Source organism: Bradyrhizobium sp. 154 (assembly GCF_023073875.1).
Classification (GTDB): Bacteria; Pseudomonadota; Alphaproteobacteria; order Rhizobiales; family Xanthobacteraceae; genus Bradyrhizobium.
Window position 1 is genome coordinate 79,053 of sequence record NZ_JADPKG010000024.1, and the last position, 18,333, is coordinate 97,385.

At 64.9% G+C, this 18,333-nt stretch carries 14 protein-coding genes; 5 read left to right on the top strand and 9 right to left on the bottom strand.

The features are described 5' to 3' along the window. Positions 1–156: 156 nt before the first annotated feature. Both IVA92_RS04030 and IVA92_RS04035 read left to right on the top strand, forming a co-directional pair. The gene (locus IVA92_RS04030) at positions 157–897 is read left to right on the top strand and encodes a 3-deoxy-manno-octulosonate cytidylyltransferase (RefSeq protein WP_247277852.1); all 741 of its coding nucleotides are present in this window, start codon (positions 157–159) and stop codon (positions 895–897) included. A gap of 21 nt (positions 898–918) precedes the next feature. Next, positions 919–1,776, top strand: a complete 858-nt coding sequence (locus IVA92_RS04035) for a prephenate dehydratase (protein ID WP_247277853.1) — start codon at positions 919–921, stop codon at positions 1,774–1,776. 92 nt (positions 1,777–1,868) lie between these two features. Here the strand turns inward: IVA92_RS04035 and IVA92_RS04040 are convergent, their stop codons facing one another. Continuing rightward, positions 1,869–2,885: an LLM class flavin-dependent oxidoreductase gene (locus IVA92_RS04040; RefSeq protein WP_247277854.1), complete on the bottom strand. Its 1,017-nt coding sequence runs from the start codon at positions 2,883–2,885 to the stop codon at positions 1,869–1,871. Positions 2,886–3,260: 375 nt separating this feature from the next. Here IVA92_RS04040 and metF point away from each other — a divergent pair, with 375 nt between their 5' ends. Both metF and metH read left to right on the top strand, forming a co-directional pair. Next, on the top strand, positions 3,261–4,181 hold the full coding sequence (metF, locus tag IVA92_RS04045) for a methylenetetrahydrofolate reductase [NAD(P)H] (protein WP_247277855.1): 921 nt from the start codon (positions 3,261–3,263) through the stop codon (positions 4,179–4,181). Positions 4,182–4,187: 6 nt separating this feature from the next. Continuing rightward, the gene (metH, locus tag IVA92_RS04050) at positions 4,188–8,045 is read left to right on the top strand and encodes a methionine synthase (RefSeq protein ID WP_247277856.1); all 3,858 of its coding nucleotides are present in this window, start codon (positions 4,188–4,190) and stop codon (positions 8,043–8,045) included. Between the two features lie 519 nt (positions 8,046–8,564). On the opposite strand, the gene IVA92_RS04055 is transcribed toward metH, so the two are convergent. Both IVA92_RS04055 and IVA92_RS04060 read right to left on the bottom strand, forming a co-directional pair. Then, the gene (locus tag IVA92_RS04055) at positions 8,565–9,194 is read right to left on the bottom strand and encodes a glutathione S-transferase family protein (RefSeq protein ID WP_247277857.1); all 630 of its coding nucleotides are present in this window, start codon (positions 9,192–9,194) and stop codon (positions 8,565–8,567) included. 142 nt (positions 9,195–9,336) lie between these two features. Then, positions 9,337–9,639: a winged helix-turn-helix domain-containing protein gene (locus tag IVA92_RS04060; RefSeq protein ID WP_247277858.1), complete on the bottom strand. Its 303-nt coding sequence runs from the start codon at positions 9,637–9,639 to the stop codon at positions 9,337–9,339. A gap of 63 nt (positions 9,640–9,702) precedes the next feature. Here IVA92_RS04060 and IVA92_RS04065 point away from each other — a divergent pair, with 63 nt between their 5' ends. After that, the gene (locus IVA92_RS04065; protein WP_247277859.1) at positions 9,703–10,650 is read left to right on the top strand and encodes a threonine/serine dehydratase; all 948 of its coding nucleotides are present in this window, start codon (positions 9,703–9,705) and stop codon (positions 10,648–10,650) included. A 183-nt stretch (positions 10,651–10,833) separates the two neighbouring features. Here the strand turns inward: IVA92_RS04065 and IVA92_RS04070 are convergent, their stop codons facing one another. From IVA92_RS04070 to pimD, 6 genes are all read right to left on the bottom strand, one after another. Continuing rightward, positions 10,834–11,427 (bottom strand): GNAT family N-acetyltransferase, encoded by a 594-nt coding sequence (locus IVA92_RS04070; protein ID WP_247277860.1) that lies wholly within the window; start codon positions 11,425–11,427, stop codon positions 10,834–10,836. Next, positions 11,424–13,871 (bottom strand): penicillin acylase family protein, encoded by a 2,448-nt coding sequence (locus IVA92_RS04075; RefSeq protein ID WP_247277861.1) that lies wholly within the window; start codon positions 13,869–13,871, stop codon positions 11,424–11,426. The genes IVA92_RS04070 and IVA92_RS04075 overlap by 4 nt, the downstream gene beginning before the upstream one ends. A gap of 53 nt (positions 13,872–13,924) precedes the next feature. After that, a complete protein-coding gene (glpK, locus tag IVA92_RS04080; RefSeq protein WP_247277862.1) occupies positions 13,925–15,430 on the bottom strand; it encodes a glycerol kinase GlpK in 1,506 nt (501 codons plus the stop codon). Between the two features lie 313 nt (positions 15,431–15,743). After that, positions 15,744–16,136 carry an endonuclease domain-containing protein gene (locus IVA92_RS04085; protein ID WP_247277863.1) on the bottom strand — a complete coding sequence of 131 codons (393 nt, stop codon included), beginning with the start codon at positions 16,134–16,136 and terminating at the stop codon, positions 15,744–15,746. A gap of 110 nt (positions 16,137–16,246) precedes the next feature. After that, the gene (locus IVA92_RS04090) at positions 16,247–17,020 is read right to left on the bottom strand and encodes an SDR family oxidoreductase (protein ID WP_247277864.1); all 774 of its coding nucleotides are present in this window, start codon (positions 17,018–17,020) and stop codon (positions 16,247–16,249) included. A 146-nt stretch (positions 17,021–17,166) separates the two neighbouring features. Further along, positions 17,167–18,309 (bottom strand): pimeloyl-CoA dehydrogenase small subunit, encoded by a 1,143-nt coding sequence (gene pimD, locus IVA92_RS04095; RefSeq protein ID WP_247277865.1) that lies wholly within the window; start codon positions 18,307–18,309, stop codon positions 17,167–17,169. Positions 18,310–18,333: the final 24 nt, after the last annotated feature.

Here is an 18,333-nt window from a genome sequence, read left to right on the forward strand (position 1 = left end):
CTCGGGAGAAAACGTTCCTTATTGTTTCCCCGAGTTTTGTCATTGAGATATCGGTTTGCCCCGGGTCTGGCAACCCGTATAAGCGACCGGGCTTTCAGCCCGTCCCCATGCCATTTCTCGGCGCGGAAAGCGCTCCGTTTCCAGGCCCTTGACCCAATGATCGATCCCCGCATCCTGGTGCTGATCCCGGCCCGCATGGCCGCCACCCGCCTGCCCGGCAAGCCGCTCGCCGATATCGCGGGCCAGCCGATGATCGTGCACGTGCTGCGCCGCGCCGAGGCCGCTGCAATCGGCCGGGTCGCGGTCGCAACCGACACGGCGGAGATCGCCTCGGTCGTCACAGCCCATGGCGGTGAGGCGGTGATGACCCGCCCGGACCATCCCTCGGGCTCGGACCGCATCCACGAGGCCATGCAGAAGCTCGATCCGGACGGCAAGGCCGAGATCGTGATCAATCTCCAGGGCGATTTCCCGACCATCACGCCGCAGACCATCCGCGAGGTGCTGCCACCCTTTACCGAGCCTGCCGTCGATATCGTGACGCTGGCCTCGCAGATCCACACCGAGGAGGAGGATCTCGCCCCGAGCGTCGTGAAGGCGGTAGGCTCGCCGATCGGGCCGCGGCGGCTGCGGGCGCTCTATTTTACCCGTGCCACGGCTCCCTACGGCGACGGACCGCGTTACCACCATATCGGACTCTACGCGTACCGCCGCGCGGCGCTGGATCGATTCGTGTCGCTGCCACGGTCTCCCCTGGAAGTTCAGGAAAATCTTGAGCAACTCCGGGCGGTGGAAGCCGGCATGCGCATCGACATCATGGTCGTCGACAGCGTGCCCCGTGGCGTGGACACGCCGCCCGACCTCGAAACCGCGCGCAGCATCCTTTCCAAATCCTGAGCCGCTGTTACAAGACCGACCATGAGCAAGCTGAAAGTCGCATTCCAGGGCGAGCCTGGGGCCAATTCCCACATCGCCATCGTCGAGGCCTATCCTGAGGCAGAGCCGATGCCCTGCGCCACCTTCGAGGACGCGCTGTCAGCGATCTCGTCCGGCGAGGCCGATCTCGGCATGATCCCGATCGAGAATTCGGTCGCGGGCCGCGTCGCTGACATCCATCACCTGCTGCCGGCCTCCGGCCTCTTCATCATCGGCGAATGGTTTCTGCCCGTTCGACATCAGCTGATGGCGGTGAAGGGTACCAAGCTCGATGACGTCAAGAGCGTGGAGAGCCATGTCCACGCACTCGGCCAGTGCCGGCGCATCATCCGCAAGCTCGGCATCAAGCCAATCGTGCACGCGGACACTGCCGGCAGCGCCCGCGACATTTCCGAGCGCAAGGACAAGACCGTCGCCGCGATCGCCTCGCGCCTGGCCGCGAAAATTTACGGCCTCGACATCCTCGCCGAGGACATCGAGGACGAGGCCCACAACACCACGCGCTTCGTGGTGCTGGCGCGCGAGCCGAAATGGGCAGCCCAAGGCTCGGGCCCGCTGGTCACGACGTTCGTCTTCCGGGTGCGCAATTTGCCGGCCGCGCTCTACAAGGCGCTCGGCGGCTTTGCCACCAACGGCGTCAACATGACCAAGCTCGAAAGCTACATGGTCGACGGCAATTTCTTCGCCACGCAGTTCTATGCCGACGTCGACGGACATCCCGACGACAAGGGCCTCGCCTTTGCCATCGAGGAGCTGAAATTCTTCTCGCGCGAATTCCGCATTGTCGGCGTGTATCCGGGGCATCCGTTCCGCGCGACGTTCAACGAGGCGCAGGATTGATAACTGTCGTTCCGGGACACGCGAAGCGTGAACCCGGAACCTCGAGATTCCGGGTTCGATGCTTCGCATCGCCCCGGAATGACGGTGAGTGACTAGGACGCCTGCTTCGCCAGCCCGAACGCCTCCGCCAGCAGCGAATATGATTTCTTCCGCGCCTCGTGGTCATACACGGCGGTGATCACCATCAGCTCGTCCGGCTTGCTCGCATAGATCAGCGGCTGAAGCTTCTTCTGCACGGTTGCCGGGCTGCCGACGAACAGGCGCGAGCGGTTGCGGAGGATCGAGATGCGCTCGGCGTCCGTGTAGGGATAGGCCAGCGCCTCCTCGATACTCGGCAGCGGAAGATATTGACCGCGGTCGCGGCGAAGGCGGTTGAGGTCGAAGGAGCTGGCGAGCCTTTCGGCCTCCTCATCTGTGTCGGCCACGATGGCCGCGACCGCGAGGATCGCATGCGGGCTGGCGCGCCAGGCGGAGGGCTGGAAGCGGTTGCGGTAATGCACCATCGCATCGATCGCGTCGTGGGAAGCGAAATGATGGGCGAAGGCGAAGCCCATGCCGACCTGCGCGGCGAGCTCCGAGGAATAATCGCTCGAGCCGAGCAGCCAGATCGGCGGCAGGGCGGTGTCGTCAGGCATGGCGACGACGCTGTTGTAAGGGTGGCCCGAGGGGAATTCGCGGGTCTCCCACAAGATCAGTTCGTGCAGCCGCTCAAGAAAATCGTCGCCCTCGCGGCGGTCGAGCCGGCTGCGCAGCGCGTAGGCGGTAGCGCCGTCGGTGCCCGGGGCGCGGCCGAGACCGAGGTCGATACGTCCGGGAAACAGCGCCTCCAGCATCTTGAAGCGCTCGGCCACGACCAGCGGCGCGTGGTTGGGCAGCATCACACCGCCGGAGCCGACGCGCAGGTGCTTCGTCACCGCCGCGATCTGCCCGATCATCACGTCGGGCGCGGGGCTCGCGACGGAGGCGAGGTTGTGATGCTCGGCGAGCCAATAGCGGAGATAGCCGAGCCCGTCGACGTGGCGTGCCAGATCGATGCTGTTGCGCAGCGCCGCGGCGGGCTTGGTACCGGTGGTGACGACCGACAGGTCGAGGAGTGAGAGCGGGATCATGGCGCGTTAACGTAACGAAGGGCTGTGCGGCGGCAATGGCAGGCTGCGCAGGCCTGACGTGTAAGGGCTTCGCGGGTACGCTGAGACACCCGATTGGGACAATTGTTACCTCCATGTGCCAAAATTCGGTCTGCCCACCTGCCAAATCGGAACGAAGAAAAGGGCAATATCGACAATAGCACTTTTGTATCAATACATTACGTCTCTGGATGGTTTTTCCCAATGAGATCGCAAACTGCGCCAGAATTCCTTCTAGTCACATCCTTGGTGGGCAATTTCCCATCCCTGATGGGCTGTCGACTAGACCGCCTTTGCCCTATTTTAGGTCTCCGCGAGGTAGACGACCGCCGGCTGAAATTTGGAGTGAATGGTGCCATGACTGACGTGACGACGCCTGGCCAAGCCAACGGGCAAGACGGGCACCTGAAGCGGCCTGCGATCTCCTTCGAGTTTTTTCCGCCCAAGACCGAGGAGATGGAGCGGAATCTCTGGGACACCATCAACCGCCTCGCGCCGCTCGACCCGCAATTCGTCTCGGTGACCTACGGCGCCGGCGGCTCGACCCGCGAGCGCACCCACTCCACCATTTCCCGCATCCTGAAGGAAACCGCGCTGCTGCCGGCGGCGCATCTGACCTGCGTCGGCGCCTCGCGCGGCGAGATCGACGAGATCGTCGACCGCTATCACGAGGTCGGCGTCCGCCACATCGTGGCCTTGCGCGGTGATCCCGTTGGCGGCATCGGCACGCCCTACTTCAGCCATCCCGACGGCTACCAGACGTCCGCCGCACTCGTTGCCGCCATCAAGAAACGGCATTCCGACATCGAAGTGTCCGTATCCGCCTATCCCGAGAAGCACCCCGAGGCGCGCGACTTCGATGCCGACATCGACACGCTGAAGGCCAAGGTCGATGCGGGTGCGTCGCGCGCGATCACCCAGGTGTTCTTCGATAACGACCTCTACTTCCGCTATCTCGACCGCGTCCGCGGCCGCGGCATCAACATCCCGATCGTGCCGGGCATCATGCCCATGCACAATTTCAAGCAGGCTCGTAATTTCGTCACCCGCGCTGGCACCACCGTTCCGGACTGGTTCGCCGCGAAATTCGAGGGCCTCGATGACGACGCCGAGACCCGCAAGCTGGTGGCCGCAACCGTTGCGGCCGGCCAGGTGCAGAAGCTCGCCAAGCACGGCGTAGACACCTTCCATTTCTACACCATGAACCGCGCCGATCTCGTGTTCGCGATCAGCCATTTGCTCGGCATTCGCGCCAAGAGCGCGCAGAAGGCGGCGTAAGACAACATGACCGGAACCATCTCTCCCAAGCGAACTGCCCTGCTCAACGCCGCGCGCGAACGCATCCTCGTGCTCGACGGCGCCATGGGCACGATGATCCAGAACCTCCAGCTCGACGAGGCCGCCTTCCGCGGCGAGCGCTTCAAGAACTTTCACCGCGACCTGCGCGGTAACAACGATCTCTTGATCCTGACCCAGCCGCAGGCGATCGAGGACATCCACGCCGCGTACTTGCGCGCCGGTGCCGACATCGTCGCGACCAACACGTTCTCGACGACCTCGATCGCGCAGGCCGATTACGACCTCGCCGACATCGTCTACGAGATGGCGCGTGAAGGCGCCCGCCTCGCCGGCAATGCGGCAAGGCGCGTCGCGGCCGAGGACGGCAAGCCGCGCTTCGTCGCCGGCGCCATCGGGCCGACCAACCGCACCGCCTCGATTTCGCCCGACGTTTCCAATCCCGGTTACCGCGCCGTCACCTTCGACGATTTGCGAAAATCCTATGGCGAGCAGATCCGCGGCCTGATCGACGGCGGCGTCGATCTGCTGCTGGTCGAAACCATCTTCGATACGCTCAACGCGAAGGCGGCGCTCTACGCGATCGCCGAGATCACGGAAGAACTCGGAATCGACATGCCGGTGATGGTATCGGGCACCATTACCGACAAATCCGGCCGCCTGCTCTCCGGACAGATGCCGGAAGGGTTCTGGAATTCGGTGCGCCACGCGAGGCCGATCACCATCGGCTTCAATTGCGCGCTTGGCGCCGAGGACCTGCGCGCGCATATCGCCGATATCGGCCGCGTCGCCGATACGCTCGTGTGTGCCTATCCCAATGCCGGCCTGCCGAACGAGTTCGGCCAGTATGACGAGAGCCCGGAGTACATGGCGCGCCTGATCGGCGAATTTGCCCGTGACGGCCTCGTCAACATCGTCGGCGGCTGCTGCGGTACCACACCGGACCACATTGCAGCGATCGCCGCCGCCGTGGCCACGCACAAGCCGCGCATCGTGCCGGAGATCGCGCCGCGCTTGCGGCTCTCCGGCCTCGAGCCGTTCGTGCTGACGGATGCGATCCCCTTCGTCAATGTCGGTGAGCGCACCAACGTCACAGGATCGGCCCGCTTCCGCAAGCTGATCACCGCCGGCGACTACACTGCCGCGCTGCAGGTCGCGCGCGACCAAGTCGAGAACGGCGCGCAAATTATCGACGTCAACATGGACGAGGGCCTGCTCGATTCCGAGGCGGCGATGGTGACCTTCCTCAACCTCGTCGCCGCCGAGCCCGACATCGCCCGCGTCCCCGTGATGGTCGATTCCTCGAAATTCTCGGTGATCGAGGCCGGCCTGAAATGCGTGCAGGGCAAGCCGGTCGTCAACTCGATCTCGATGAAGGAAGGCGAGGACAAGTTCATTCACGAGGCCAAGATCGCCCGCCGCCACGGCGCGGCCGTGGTCGTCATGGCGTTCGACGAGGTCGGCCAGGCCGACACGTTCGCGCGCAAGACCGAGATCTGCAAGCGCGCCTACGACATCCTCGTCAACCGCGTCGGCTTCCCGCCCGAGGATATCATATTCGATCCCAACATTTTTGCGATCGCGACCGGCATCGAGGAGCACAACAATTACGGCGTCGACTTCATCGAGGCGACGCGCTGGATCCGCCGGAACCTGCCCGGCGCGCACATCTCCGGCGGCGTGTCCAATCTGTCGTTCTCGTTCCGCGGCAACGAGCCGGTGCGCGAAGCCATGCACTCGGTGTTCCTATATCACGCCATCAAGGCCGGCATGGACATGGGCATCGTCAATGCCGGGCAGATGATCGTCTATGACGACATCGATCCGGAGCTGCGCCAGACCTGCGAGGACGTCGTCCTCAATCGCGATCCGGGTGCGTCCGAACGTCTGCTGGCGCTCGCGGAAAAATTCCGCGGCAAGAAGACGGAAAGCAAGGAAGCCGATCTCGCCTGGCGCGAATGGCCGGTGGAGAAGCGGCTGAGCCACGCGCTGGTGCACGGCATCACCGAGTTCATCGAGCAGGATACGGAAGAGGCCCGCAAATTGTCCTCGCGCCCGCTCGACGTGATCGAAGGACCGCTGATGGCCGGCATGAACGTGGTCGGCGACCTCTTTGGCGACGGCAAGATGTTCTTGCCGCAGGTGGTGAAGTCTGCGCGTGTCATGAAACAGGCGGTTGCTTATCTCATGCCGTTCATGGAGGAGGAGAAGGCGCGCAATCTTGCGAACGGCATCGGCACGGAGGGCTCCTCGTCCGCCGGCAAGATCGTGCTCGCGACCGTGAAGGGCGACGTTCACGATATCGGCAAGAACATCGTGGGCATCGTGCTCCAGTGCAACAATTTCGAGGTCATCGATCTTGGCGTGATGGTGCCGGCGGCCAAGATCGTCGAGACCGTGAAGGCGGAGAAGGCGGACATCGTCGGTCTGTCCGGCCTGATCACGCCCTCGCTCGACGAGATGGCATTCTTCGCCGGCGAGTTGCAGCGCGAAGGCCTCAAGCTGCCGCTGCTGATCGGCGGCGCCACCACGAGCCGCGTGCATACCGCGGTGAAGATCGACCCGAGCTATCGCGCCGGCCCGGTCGTGCACGTCAACGACGCCAGCCGCGCCGTCGGCGTGGCCTCCGCGCTGCTCTCGCCGGAGAAGCGCGAGGCCTATGCCGCCGAGGTGCGCGCCGAATACGCCAAGATCTCGGAGGCGCATTTGCGTGCGCAGGCGGACAAGAAGCGGCTGAAGCTGGCGGCTGCCCGCGTCAACCGCGTGCCGGTGGACTTTGCAGCAAACAAGCCGGTGAAGCCGACCTTCCTCGGCATCAAGAGCTTCGACGACTATGACCTCGCCGAGCTCGTCGACTGCATCGACTGGACGCCGTTCTTCCAGACCTGGGAGCTCGCCGGGCGCTTCCCCGCCATTCTCCACGACCCCAAGGTCGGCGAGGTCGCGCGCTCGCTCTACGACGATGCGCGCAAGATGCTCGACACCATCGTGAAGGAGAAATGGTTCCGGGCACGCGCGACGATCGGCTTCTGGCCGGCGAATGCGCAAGGCGACGACATCGTGCTCTATGCCGATGAAAGCCGGACCAAGAGCATGGCGACGCTGCACACGCTGCGCCAGCAGCTCGAAAAGCGCGAGGGCCGCTTCAACGCGGCGCTCGCCGACTTTGTCGCGCCCGTCGGCACCGGCGTGCCCGACTATGTCGGCGGCTTCGTCGTCACCGCTGGCATCGGCGAGGACGCGGTCGCCGATCGTTTCAAGCTGGCGAACGACGACTATTCCTCGATCCTGTGCAAGGCGCTGGCCGACCGCCTGGCCGAAGCCTTCGCCGAGCGCATGCATGCCCGCGTCCGCCGCGAGTTCTGGGCCTATGCGCCGGACGAGGCGCTCTCCAGCGAGGATCTGATCCTCGAAAAATATCAGGGCATTCGCCCCGCGCCCGGCTATCCCGCGCAGCCCGATCACACAGAGAAGGCGACATTGTTCGAACTGCTCGATGCGGAAAACACGGCCGGCGTGAAGTTGACCGAGAGCTTTGCGATGTGGCCGGGCTCGTCCGTCTCAGGGCTCTATTTCGCAAACCCTGCGAGCTATTATTTCGGCGTCGGCAAGATCGAGCGCGACCAGGTTGAGGACTACGCCGCACGCAAGGGCATGAGCGTAGCGGAAGCCGAGCGCTGGCTCGCGCCGGTGCTGAACTACATCCCGTCCCAGCCGGAGGCGGAAAATGCGTTTGCCGCGACGCCCGCGAATGACGAGACGCCGAAGGACCTCGGCTCGCATCCGCCGGGCTGCACCTGCGCGGTGCACCTCGTCTGGCAGAAGAAGCGCGCGGGGGCGGGGTAGGCACCCCTCTAAAACAAAAATGAGAAAACAACCCCATGCACAGTAGCGATGGGGTTGAAAAGGCTGAGCAATTTCGGTGTAGCCGAAGCCGCGTTTGCGACGTCGGGCAAAACAGGCGTAGTATTGCATCATCGGCTGCTGCGGCCGGCTGACACTCACGCCGAGTCAACGCTGTGATTCCGGGGCGCACGCAGCGCGAGCCCGGAAATCCATCGTGCGGCATCTCATGTGGGCAAATGGATTCCGGGCTCGCGCTAAGAGGCGCGCCCCGGAATGACGGAGCTGGGCAGCCCAAACATATAGCCGCCGATCCTCCCCTGGAGGGGTCCGGGACGAGCGTAGCTCGCCCGTGGATCGGTTCGCATGCAGCGCAGCGGAATGCGGACCGAGGTGGGGTGACAGTCTATCCGCGCACGCACTGCCCGTGCGGAGAGATCACCCCACCCCGCTCGCGCTTCGCGCGATCGACCCACGAGCGAGCTTCGCTCGTCTCGGACCCTCCAGGGGAGGGTGACGGCCTCACCCCTTCGGCGGAGCCAAGGGCTGCACGATCTCCTGGAACGGGGAGAGTGCCTCGCAGCGCTCGGCATGCGCCGCGAGGGCCGGATAGCGCGAGGCGTCGAACAGCTGCGGATGCGCTTCGCGGGTGAAGCGGACGACGCAGGCCGCTGCAACATCGGCATGACCGATGCGGTCGCCCAGCCAGTACGGCGTCGTCACCTTGGCGCGCTCGGCCTCGAGCACCTTCAGCACGTCCGCGATTTGTGCTTGGCAGCGCTCGACCCATAGCGCAAGCTGCTCCTTCCGCAGCACGCGCTCGTAGAGCAGGCTCACCGCCTTGTCGCCGAGGCCGGAGGCGAGCGCGCAGATGCGCAAATGGCGCCGCCGCTCGGCGCCACTGCGCGGCAGCATCGCCTTCTCGGGACCAACGAGCTCGTCGAGATAATCCAGGATGATCGTGCTCTCGATCAGCGCCTCGCCGTCGTCGAGCACCAGGGTCGGCACGCGGCGCAGCGGATTGTACGGCGCGATTTTGTCGGCATCGCCGAAGGTCGACCACGGCTTGTGCTCGAAGGCGAGGCCATAAAGCTTCAGCGCCATGGCGACGCGGCGGACGAAGGGGGAATCGTATTGGCCGATCAGGAACATGGTTGTCGCTTTTCTCGATCATTGAACAAGGCAGGGCCGATCAGTCTCCACGACCAGTTCGGTGCGGCGCAACAAAAATCTCGGAAATGGAGCATTGCGCCGGCTGCAACGAAGCGTCAGTCGCACGGTACGGACCGCCCGCTCAAAGGCCGTCCTGAATCGAGCGCTTGATGGCGGCGATCGCCGTCTCGTTGCGCTTGTACATCGTCCACTGCTTGATTCGTTTGGCGCGCACCAGCTTCGCGGCAGTCAGCACCCGCATGTGCTCGCTCAATGTCGGTGCGCTGACGCCGAGCTTTTCGGCGATCAGCAATCCGCAGACGCCGTCCTCGACCAGGTCGCCGTCGGCCTGCTCGCGAAAATGCTTCCGCGGATCCCGCAGCCATTCCAGGATCTGCAGGCGGCGTTCGTTGGCGAGCGCGCGCAAGGCAACGGCAAACTTCATTTAGCCATTTTGCTAATTACCTAATGGATGTCAACGCTCCCTTGCGCTATTCTGGACGGTATCATGACAAAGACCATGGACATCACGCGGGAGCGGATTGCGGCGACCGAGGCGGTCATCCGCCCGCATATCAGGCGCACGCCGCTTCTAAAGGCCGATCTCGCCGATTTCGACCTGCCGGCCGCGCCCGTCACGTTCAAGCTCGAAATGCTGCAGCATTCCGGATCGTTCAAGGCGCGCGGCGCCTTCGCCAATCTGTTGCTGCGCCAGGTGCCGCAGGCGGGTGTCGTCGCCGCATCCGGCGGCAATCACGGCGCGGCGGTCGCCTATGCGGCGCAGCAGCTCGGCATTCCCGCCACGATCTTCGTGCCTGACATCACCTCGCCGGCCAAGGCCGAGCGGATCAGGGGGTACGGCGCCAAGCTGATGATCGCGGGCAGCCGCTACGCCGATGCGCTCGTCGCGAGCGAGGCGCATGTCGCGCAGACCGGCGCGCTGGCCGTCCACGCCTACGACCAGGCGGAAACCCTGCTCGGACAGGGCAGCGTCGGACTGGAGTTGGAGCAGGACGCACCCGACATCGACACGCTGCTGGTGGCGGTCGGCGGCGGCGGGCTGATCGGCGGCATTGCGGCCTGGTACGCCGACAGGACGCGCATCGTCGCGGTCGAACCGGAGCAATCGCCAACCCTGCACGCTGCGTTTGAAGCGGGCGCTCCGGTCGATGCGCCGGCCGGCGGCATCGCCGCCGACAGCCTTGCGCCGCGGCGCGTCGGCGAATTGATGTTTCCGGTGGCGCGGGCTCATGTGGAGCGCGTCATCCTCGTCAGCGACGATGCGATCCGCAAAGCCCAGGCCGCGCTGTGGTCGCACTTGCGCCTCGTGGCCGAGCCCGGCGGCGCGGCCGCCTTTGCCGCGTTGCTCTCCGGCCGCTACCGTCCCTCAGCAGGCGAGCGCATCGCGGTTCTGGTCTGCGGCGCCAACACCACGGCGGTAAAGTTCGACGGCTGAGTGGGAATGATGAGGGGACCACGTGGACTGCCGCGCGTTGCCCTGGGAATTGGAAGAGCGATGACGGCGGCCACACGCCGTCATTGCGAGCGCAGCGAAGCAATCCAGAATCTCTCTGCGGAGACAGTCTGGATTGCTTCGTCGCAAGAGCTCCTCGCAATGACGGCGGGGAGACAGCCGCGATTAATCAATGATCGGCACATGCCTCGCCGCCGTGCGCGACACCGTACCATCGAGACGCGGATCGTCCGCCACCTCGATCTGGCGGCGGAAGGCGCGAAAGCCGGACCGCTGGTAGAAGGCAACGGCCGATGGATGGTCGAACGTGCAGGTGTGCACCCAGACGCGGCGGACGTCGCGTGACCACGCAAGCTCCAGCGCGCGGTTCATCAGGAAGCGGGCGGCGCCGGTGCCGATTAGCCTAGCGGTGACGCCGAAATAGGTCAGCTCGCACTGGCCGGGCTCGCGGAAGCCGAGCTCGAGCAGGCCTTCGTCGCTTCCGTCCGCGACCAGGGCGTAGACCTCGATGCCAGGCGCGTGGATGATCGCAGCGAGCTCTGCATCGGTCATGCGGGCTCGTGAGAACCACAACCACTCCTCGCCGACACGGCGGAAGAGGTCGCGGTACCAGGCAAGCGCGGGGGTATCGACCTTGCGCAGGGTCCACGCGCCAGGGGGATCGTCGCGGCGCTCCGGAGGTGCGGTCATCTCCAAATGCGTGACAACCGCCGCGATCTTGCCGGCGGGCACGTCGGAATAGCCGTCCGATATCATCATCGCGGCGTCAGGGTGATGGCTTCTGCGGTAGCGGCTTCGACCGCGGGTTGGCTGTAGAGCAGCGGCACATATTGTCCGGTCGCCCAGAGCGGGGCGAGGTCGCGGTAGTGGCCGCTGAACGGATCGCCGGATTGCCCCGGCGTGTTGATGGTGCGGCTCGCGTCCCAATTGCCGACGTCGAGCACCATCCGAAACGAGGCGCCTGAGATGAGCTGGTAGTCCGAGCGGCGATAGGTGGCGGCGCGCGGAACGTTGGCTGCGCCGCCGAAGGCGAGCGGGCCCACCGACATTTGCGCTGCGGTCGCCTTGTCGGCAAGCGGGATCAGCGCGTGGTCGAACTTGGCAACATGCAGGCGGCCCCAGCGCCAGGTCGATGCATCGTCCCCGAGCTTGCCGGCGACGTCGGCAACCGCAGCGCCCAAGCTCTCGCGCAGGATCTGGTCGCGTGCGGCAGCGGGATCGGCGCCGAGCGCGGCATCAGGGGACTCGAGATAGGCGACGATCGCCGAAATGCTGGATGCCTCGGGCGCAATCAAGCCCACCGCCTTGGGCGCCGTGGTCTTCAGCAGCGTGGGGCCGAGATGATTGGCGATCCAGACCTCGAACAATGCGGCGGCGGCACTGTCGGCGGCATCGCGCGCGTCCCATGGCCTCAACAGCTCGAGACCCTTCTTCACATTGGCATCGTCCGAAGTCAGAGGCTGCAGCAGCTTGACGAGGCGCCGCCCCAGCATCGCGGTATCGTCGTTCTGCAAATCCATGGCGTCGGCGAGTGTCACTTTGCTGTTGGCCTGGAGCACCTCGACGATGCGCTGCCAGCGGGCGCTGTCGGCCCATTCGAAGCCGACCTTGCGTTCGCTGATGGGGTAATCAGGCGGAAGGTTCATCTGGTTGGCCGTGGCCAGAAAGCCCTGCTTGGGCTGATAGGCTTTTGGCAGATCGTCGAGCGACAGAAAGCCCTGCCAGTCATAGCGGCCATCGCCCGGCACCGGCATCAGACCGTCATAGTTGACGCGGCGCGGAGTCTTGCCTGCGGCAACCCAGCCGATATTGCCGCGCGTATCGGCATAGACCTGGTTCTCCGAGGGCGCGCCCCAGCGCCGCATCGCCGCGAGAAAGCCGTTCCAGTCCTTCGCGGTCATGTAGTCGGACGAGCCGAAATAGGCGGAAGTGCCGGGCTCGAACCAGATCGAGCGCACCGCGAAGGCGCGCTTGTTGCCCTCGTCGACATGAATCACCGGACCGTGCCGGGTGAACTTCAGCTCGATTTCGCGATCGCCCTCGCCTTTCACCTGCTCGGTCTCGTGGACGATGCGCATGTCCTCCCAACCATTGCCGTAACGGTACTGATTGGGATTTTGCGGATTGAGCTCATAGACGTAGAGGTCTTCCTGGTCGACATTGAAGATGGTGAGGCCAAAGGCGATGGTGCCGTTATGGCCGATCGAAATGCCGGGCAGCGCCGGCTCACCGGCGCCGATCACGGAAAGGCCGGGCGCGTTCAGCCCGACGATATAGCGCAGCGACGGCACGCTGTGCTCGCGATGCGGATCGTTGGCGAGAATCGGGCGTCCGGTCGCGGTGCGCGAAGGCGCGATCACCCAATTGTTAGAGCCGATGGTGTCGCGCTGTTGATCGGCCGCGTCCAGATAGGTGTCGGGATCATGCGCGAGCGCGGCCTGTCGCTCTTTCGGCTGCGGAAAGGCGACCGGGCGCGTCGCAAGGTCATAGGCCGCGAGCACCGCCTTCGGGACGCTACAGGGATCGAGGCCATCGGGGACTTTCGTCGTCCAGGCCGGCTCGAGCTTGACGCGAAACCGATCGGCCTCGAGGCCCGCCGCGCAGGCAACCAGGGAGCGCTTGACCTCCGAAGCGATATTGCGGGTGAGCCCATGGCTGCGAATACGGACGACGTCGTCCGCGGTCCAGGGATCCGGCCTGGTGCCGGCGATCCTGAACTCGATCGGCAGCGGCCGCTTGCCATCGCGAACATCCGCGACATAGGCATTGATGCCGGCAACGAACGCTTCCGCGTAGGTCTTCGCCTTGGGGCCATAGGACGCCCACTCCGCGTTCATGTCGCCGCGATAGAGGAACAGCCGCAGCGCCTTATCCTGCTCCGCATAGGCCGGGCCGAAATCCCTGGCGAGCAGCCCGAGCCCGCGCTTGCGCCAGAGATCGATCTGCCAGAGCCGGTCGCGCGCGGCGTTGAAACCCTGCAGAAAGAACAGGTCGTGCTCGTTACCGGCATAGATGTGCGGAATGCCCCAGACGTCGACCAGGATCCTGGCGGGCGCATTGAGGCCGGCGACATCGGTCTTGACTTGGCGCGCGTTCGAGAGCGGGTTCTCCTTTTCGCGTGCGGTTGCGCCGGAAGCGAGCAGCACGCTGCAGACCGCCGCGGTGCACAGCGCCCGCATGACCCGGTTGATATCCGTGTTCATTGTCGTTTCTCCCGTTGTTGTTATTTGAGCGAGCGACGTGAATCCGCTTACGCTTACCCCTCCCCCTCGTCGCTCGCCAGCACGCCCTTCACCGCTCTTGCCCATCCGGCCAGCTTTCGCTCGCGCGTCGTCTGGCTCATGTTCGGCTTGAAGCGGTGCTCGAGGCGCCAGTTGTCGGCGAATTTTGTCGGCTCGGGATAGACGCCCGCCTGGAGGCCGGCGAGGTAGGCAGCCCCGAGGGCCGTGGTCTCCTGGATCACGGGGCGGTCAACCGGGGCGTCGAGGAGATCGGCGAGGCGCTGCATGGTCCAGTCGGAGGCGGTCATGCCGCCATCGACGCGGAGCACGACGCTCGCCGTTTCCGAGCTCGGCCAGTCCGCGCGCATCGCGGCCCAGAGATCGAAGGTCTGATAGCAGACGCTTTCCAGCGCGGCGTGGGCGAGCTCGGCAGGGCCGGTGTTGCGGGTGAGGCCGAACAAGGCGCCACGGACGCGCGGATTCCAATAGGGGGCGCCCATGCCGACGAAGGCAGGGACGAGATAGACGCTCTGCATGGAATCCGACTGATCGGCGAGCGGGCCGGTTTCGGCGGCATGCTTGATGAGCCCTATACCATCGCGCAGCCATTGCACCGCCGAGCCTGCCACGAAGATCGAGCCTTCCAGCGCGTAGGTGCGCTTGCCGTCGAGCTGATAGGCGACGGTGGTGAGCAGCTTGTTCTTCGACACCACAGGCGTGGTGCCGGTGTTGAGCAGCGCAAAGCAGCCGGTGCCGTAGGTCGACTTCATCATGCCCGGGCGGAAGCAGGCCTGACCGATGGTCGCGGCCTGCTGGTCGCCGGCGATGCCTGATATCGCAATGGGCCCGCCGAACAGGTCGGGCGTGCTCTCGCCGAAGCGGGCGGAAGAGTCCTTGACCTCGGGCAGCATCGAGCGCGGCACGCCGATGATCTCCAAGAGCTCGTCGTCCCACTGGCCGGTGTGGATGTTGAACAGCAGCGTGCGCGAGGCATTGGTGGCGTCGGTGGCATGCACCTTGCCGCCGGTGAGGCGCCAGAGCAGATAGCAATCGATGGTGCCGAACATCAGCTCGCCGCGCGCGGCGCGCGCCCGCGCGCCGGGAACGTGGTCGAGGATCCAGGCCACCTTGGTGCCGGAGAAATAGGGATCGATGATCAGGCCGGTCTTCTGCGAGATCACGGGCTCGCGGCCGTCGGCTTTCAGCTTGGCGCAGATGTCTGCGGTGCGGCGGTCCTGCCAGACGATGGCGCGGTGCACGGCCTGCCCGGTGGCGCGGTCCCACACCACGGTGGTCTCGCGCTGGTTGGTGATGCCGATCGCGGCGATGTCCTTTGCATTGATGCCGGCCTGCGCGATCGCCTCGCGGCACACCATCACCGTCGAAGTCCAGATGTCCTCCGGCTCATGCTCGACCCATCCCGAGGCCGGGAAATGCTGCGGAAACTCGGCCTGCGCCTTCGCCGCGATCGAAATGTCGCTGCGAAACACGATGGCGCGCGAAGAGGTGGTGCCCTGGTCGATGGCGAGGACGAAAGACATGGCGGCTACCTCAGCGTTTTCTTGGCGTTTCCCTGGAAGGGATCATTGTGTCGCGGCAAGAAAACGGGATTGCCGGCAAGAGGTCAAGATTGGTCTCCGCTTACCCTCCCCTGGAGGGGCCCTGGAGGGGGAGGGTCGATCGCGCGAAGCGCGAGCGGGGTGGGGTGAAGCCGCAACGGCGGTCTCACATTCCTTTCAGAAAGGATCTTTTACACGCGTTCCGAAGCACCGCGTTCGCGGATGGTCTGCCACCCCACCCCGCCGCGCATTGCATGCGCAGCGACCCTCCAGGGGAGGGTCAGAGAAGGCGCGACTATGAGCGGCGATGTTTCAGTGGTTGTGTCTCCGTCTCGCGCGATCCGTACAGCTCGATGTAGATGCGTTCGCGCACGGCCATCAGATCGCTGGCGATCTCCGAATTCCAGAAGCGGACGACGCGGTAGCCCTCGCGCTCGAGCCAGCGTTGGCGATCGAGGTCGCATGCGGCCACCTCCTCTTGGCTATGGTGTCCGCCGTCCAGTTCGATGATGAGGCGCTTGGCTGGGCAGAAGAAATCGACGACGTAGGGGCCGATCGGCGCTTGGCGGCGGAAGTGCGAGCCGTGCATCGGGAGGTCTTTGAGGACGCGCCACAGCATCCGCTCGTGCAGCGTGGTGTTGGCTCTCAGTTTCTTCGCGGCGGCGCGTCGGATCGATGTTGAGACCATTTGTGTGGCTTCATCCCACCCCGCTGCGCATTGCATGCGCAGCGACCCTCCCCCTCCAGGGGAGGGTAAGAGAAGCCGCGCCTCGATGCAACTGAACGTAGTTTCGCCGGCTACACCGCTGCCGTGGTGACGCCGCCGTCGATGACGATGGTCTGGCCGGTCATGAAGCTCGATGCGTCGGAGGCGAGGTAGGCGACGGCACCGGCGATTTCGTCGGGTTCGCCGATGCGGCGGAGCGGCGTGGTGGCGGTGCGGCGCTTCAGATTGGCTTCGTCTTCCCAGAGCGCGCGGGCGAAATCGGTCTTGACGAGTCCGGGCGCGATGCAGTTGACGCGAACGCCTTTGGGGCCCCATTCGCCGGCGAGCGAGCGGCACAGCGCGAAGTCGGCGGCTTTCGAGATGCCGTAGGCGCCGATCACGGTGGAGCCGCGCAAGCCGCCGATCGAGGAGATGATGATGACGGAGCCATTGCCGCGCTCGGCCATCTCAGGGATCGCGAGCGCGGAGAGCCAGATGTTGCTCTTGACGTTCGAGCCCATGATCTTGTCGAAGGCTTCGTCGGTGATGTCGAGCAGCGGGCCGTAATAGGGGTTCACTGCGGCGTTGCAGACGAGGATGTCGACCTTGCCGTAGTGCTTCGTTGCGCCCGAGATCAGCGCCTCGACCTCGTTCTTGCGCGCGATGTTGCAGGGAATGACGATGGCATCGCCGCCGGCGGCAATGATGCCATCGGCGACCTCCTTGCAGGCATCCGCCTTGCGCGAGGAGACCACGACCTTGGCTCCTAATTTTGCCAGCAGCTCGGCGGAGGAGCGGCCGATGCCGCGGCTGGAGCCGGTGACGACGGCGACCTTGCCGGTGAGATCGAACGGGGTGTTTTTCATTTGTTGGGCTCCGCTATGGCCGCATACTCAGTGTCATCGCCCGCGAAGGCGGGCGATCCAGTATTCCAGAGACGGCGCGGCTGGAATCGAGAAGCCGCGGTGGACTGGGCCCCTCGCCTTCGCGGGGGACGACAGGCGTCGTATGACTAGATCAATCCGCCCGTCTCCGCGACACGGCGCTGGTGGTAGTCGGTGTCGCCAAAGGTATTCTCGATCATGGTGAGGCGCTTGAAATAGTGGCCGATCTTCGCCTCCATGGTCATGCCGATGCCGCCGTGGAGCTGGATCGACTGCTGGCCGACGAATTTGGCCGACTTGCCGATCTGCACCTTGGCCGCGGCGATCGCATTGCTGCGCTCCCTGGCGTCCTCGAAATCACCGGCCATGGTCGCGAACATCGACATCGAGCGCGCCTGCTCGGCCGCGACGAACATGTCGGAGGCGCGGTGCTGGAGCGACTGGAACGAGCCGATCGGAACGCCAAACTGCTTTCGCGTCTTGATGTACTCGACCGTGGTCTTGAGCGACTCGTCCATCAAGCCGACCGCCTCGGCGCAGAGTGCGATGCGCGCCTCGTCGACGACGCGCTCGATCAGCGCGAGCGAATCCTCGGGGTTGCCGAGCACGGCGTCCGCGCCGATTTCGACGCCGGTAAAGGTGACGTCGGCAGCATGCAGGCCGTCCTGGGTCGGATAGCCCTTCTTAGCTACGCCTTTTGCATTGGCGGGGACCAGGAACACGCCGATGCCCTTATGATCGCGGCGCTCGCCCTTGGTGCGCGCGGTGACGATCAGGGTATCGGCGTTCTCGCCGTTGAGCACGACGAACTTCTCGCCGTCGATCACCCAACCTTCGCTCTTCTTCTTCGCCGTCGTGGTGACGTCGAACAGATCGTAGCGCGAGTTCTTCTCGAGCTGGGCGAACGCCAGCGTCTTGCTGCCGTCGATGATCCCTGGCACGTGCGCGGCCTTCTGCGCGTCGCTGCCGGCATGGCGCAGGAAGCCGCCGCCGATCACCACCGTGGCGAGATAAGGCTCGAGCACCAGCGCCTTGCCGAGCGCTTCCATCACGATCATGGTCTCGACGCCGCCGCCACCGAAGCCGCCATCGGTCTCTGCGAAGGGCAGGCCGAGCAGGCCCTGCTCGGCGAGCTTGAGCCAGACGGTTTTGCTCCAGCCGCCCTTCTCCTTCATATACTTCTTGCGGCTCTCGAAATCGTAGGAATCGGTCAAGAGGCCGTCGATGCTTTCCTTGAGAAGCCGCTGCTCCTCGGACAGGTCAAAATCCATGTTGCTTGGTTCCTCGTACCCGGA

What these genes read in the sequence shown, in the direction of transcription:
- pimD (WP_247277865.1), bottom strand. Translation starts at nt 18,309, where the DNA reads ATGGATTTTGACCTGTCCGAGGAGCAGCGGCTTCTCAAGGAAAGCATC.
- IVA92_RS04065 (WP_247277859.1), top strand. Translation starts at nt 9,703, where the DNA reads ATGACAAAGACCATGGACATCACGCGGGAGCGGATTGCGGCGACCGAG.
- IVA92_RS04075 (WP_247277861.1), bottom strand. Translation starts at nt 13,871, where the DNA reads ATGAACACGGATATCAACCGGGTCATGCGGGCGCTGTGCACCGCGGCG.
- metF (WP_247277855.1), top strand. Translation starts at nt 3,261, where the DNA reads ATGACTGACGTGACGACGCCTGGCCAAGCCAACGGGCAAGACGGGCAC.
- glpK (WP_247277862.1), bottom strand. Translation starts at nt 15,430, where the DNA reads ATGTCTTTCGTCCTCGCCATCGACCAGGGCACCACCTCTTCGCGCGCC.
- IVA92_RS04040 (WP_247277854.1), bottom strand. Translation starts at nt 2,885, where the DNA reads ATGATCCCGCTCTCACTCCTCGACCTGTCGGTCGTCACCACCGGTACC.
- IVA92_RS04055 (WP_247277857.1), bottom strand. Translation starts at nt 9,194, where the DNA reads ATGTTCCTGATCGGCCAATACGATTCCCCCTTCGTCCGCCGCGTCGCC.
- metH (WP_247277856.1), top strand. Translation starts at nt 4,188, where the DNA reads ATGACCGGAACCATCTCTCCCAAGCGAACTGCCCTGCTCAACGCCGCG.
- IVA92_RS04090 (WP_247277864.1), bottom strand. Translation starts at nt 17,020, where the DNA reads ATGAAAAACACCCCGTTCGATCTCACCGGCAAGGTCGCCGTCGTCACC.
- IVA92_RS04035 (WP_247277853.1), top strand. Translation starts at nt 919, where the DNA reads ATGAGCAAGCTGAAAGTCGCATTCCAGGGCGAGCCTGGGGCCAATTCC.
- IVA92_RS04085 (WP_247277863.1), bottom strand. Translation starts at nt 16,136, where the DNA reads ATGGTCTCAACATCGATCCGACGCGCCGCCGCGAAGAAACTGAGAGCC.
- IVA92_RS04070 (WP_247277860.1), bottom strand. Translation starts at nt 11,427, where the DNA reads ATGATGATATCGGACGGCTATTCCGACGTGCCCGCCGGCAAGATCGCG.
- IVA92_RS04060 (WP_247277858.1), bottom strand. Translation starts at nt 9,639, where the DNA reads ATGAAGTTTGCCGTTGCCTTGCGCGCGCTCGCCAACGAACGCCGCCTG.
- IVA92_RS04030 (WP_247277852.1), top strand. Translation starts at nt 157, where the DNA reads ATGATCGATCCCCGCATCCTGGTGCTGATCCCGGCCCGCATGGCCGCC.